We start from the raw sequence: 2,225 nt of genomic DNA on the forward strand, positions 1-2,225 counted from the left end.
CCACGAACCCCACGACCACCCCGATCACGAGCCGGGGCCGGGTTCTGCCCTCGTCCACGAGTTCCAGGAGCCGGAAGAGCGCCGTGGGGGCGTTCCCGAAGGCGAACACGGCGTCGGGGCAGGCGGCCACGGCCCGCTCGGTGGCCGCGATCGATCGGGTGACGCCCCGCTCCCGGGCCTCCTCGGGCACGCCCGGGGCGTTCAGGAAGCAGTGGACCTCGGAGCCGAGTTTCGCCGCCCGGGCCTTGCTCACCCCCGCCCGGGCCATCTCCACGTCGGTCACCACCGCCGCCCCGGACCGGAACGCCGCGACCCCGGCCTCCACCGCCCCCGGGCTCCAGGCAAGGAGGTCGGCGAACCCCGGATCGCCCGTGGCGTGGATCACCCGCTTCACCAGGGCCCTTTCGGCCGGGGAGAACCGGGACAGGTCCGCCAGGCCCTCGATGATCTCGAAGCTGCTGGCCTCGATCTCGTGGGGGGCGACGTCGTATCCCCAACGCTTCATGGTTCGATCTCCTTTCGAGGGGGCGGCCGCGAGGGCCGCCCGGGCGAGCCCGGCTGCGGCGGCCCAGACCTCGTCGGCCTCCCCCAGGGGAGCGGTCAGGACCACCTCGAGCCCCGGGTGGGCGGCCGCGGCCTCCCCCAGGGCGGCCGGAACGTCCTCGCGCACGTGGTTGCCGGGCGCGAGGAAGAGCGGCACCACCGCGACCCTCCGGGCCCCGGCGTCGGCCAACCGTCCCAACGCCTCCCCCGTTCCCGGCTCGGCCAGTTGGAGGAACGCGACCTCCACGATCACCCCCGGAAGCCGGGCGCGAAGGGCCCCGACCCGGTCCCGGACGAACCGGTTGGCCTCGGGCGAGCGGCTTCCGTGGGCGAGGAACAGGACGGCGTCGGGCACGGCGGCGCTCCGGCACGAACGATTCCAAAGGAATCGCTGATGCTCACACACCGGCCGCGGGGGGTCAAGAAACCTTGTGTGGCAAATGGGATCGTGAACGAGAACGTGGCCCTGGGGATCCAACTGCGCCGGACCTGCGGCTCGTGCGGGCGAGAACCGGCACCGCCACGGGCACGGCGGGTCCAGCGCGTGGAATTCCAAATGACCCGCTGGCGCTCGCATGCCGACTCCCAAGGCCCGGGGGGTAACACCACGGCGACGGGCTTCCCCCGCTGTGCCGCCCAGGAACTTCGGCTCTCCTGTTTGCCGCACGCCGACTTCCTCGGCCCTTTCCCCGATGATGGGAACGCCGAGGAACGGCTTGACAATCGCCGTCTACCCGTTAGCATGGAGGCACCCTTCGACGGAACAATTTTTTTCTTCCGTCTTGGATTGTTCACCCCGGAAAAGGAGGCATGGAGATGGCCCGTCGTAGAGGTTTGGGGAAACTCTCCCGTGGGCTCGGCTTGGCGCTGTGCGCGGTGCTGGTGTCGGCCGGTCTCGCCAGCGCGGAGGGAGGCGCGGGTCCCCGCACAAGAGGCGCGCTCGAATTCAGCGTTTTGGGCGGTGGGTATTTTTTCGATAACAAAAAGTACGACAACGGCTTCTTCCTCGGAGGACGCCTGGGGTATTGGTGGACCGAAGCATTCTCGACGGAACTCGGCTGGGACGGGCTCGACACGGAGTGGGACGACACGGGGAAAGACGCGTCCTGGAACCAGGTACACCTGGATCTCTTGTACCATTTCGGCAAGGGATCGCCGCTCAGGCCCTACCTGGTATTGGGCGGAGGCTTTGCGAACCAGAACGCCCCGACCCAGGAGGGAATCGACACCGATATCGCCTGGACCTACGGCGCGGGGATCAAATACTTTCTGACGCCCTGGCTGGCGGCACGGGCCGATCTGCGCCAGGTCGCGGTGTTCGACCGGGATGACAAGTTTTTCAACGAGATGGTGTCGGTCGGTTTATCGGTGGTGCTCGGCACCAAACCGGCGCCGGCCGCCGCGGCGCCGTTGGACTCCGACGGTGACGGCGTCGCCGACAACCTCGACCGATGCCCCGGCACACCCCGCGGCACCCCCGTCGACGCCAACGGCTGCCCCAAGGACTCCGACGGTGACGGCGTCGCCGACAACCTCGACCGATGCCCCGGCACACCCCCCGGTACCCCCGTCGACGCCAACGGCTGCCCCAAGGACTCCGACGGTGACGGCGTCGCCGACAACCTCGACCGATGCCCCGGCACACCCCCCGGTACCCCCGTCGACGCCAACGGCTGCCCCAA

The 2,225-nt window shown here is 69.5% G+C and carries 2 protein-coding genes; one reads left to right on the plus strand and one right to left on the minus strand.

What is annotated here, in order from left to right:
- Positions 1-898: precorrin-8X methylmutase (locus ACY0I8_RS17850; RefSeq protein WP_461395820.1), on the minus strand; the 898-nt coding region annotated here is incomplete at its 3' end.
- Between the two features lie 461 nt (positions 899-1,359).
- Between ACY0I8_RS17850 and ACY0I8_RS17855 the strand changes: the two genes are divergently transcribed.
- The coding region (locus ACY0I8_RS17855) for a porin family protein (protein WP_461395821.1) at positions 1,360-2,225 on the plus strand (866 nt) is incomplete at its 3' end.

The organism is Deferrisoma sp. (genome assembly GCF_054681715.1).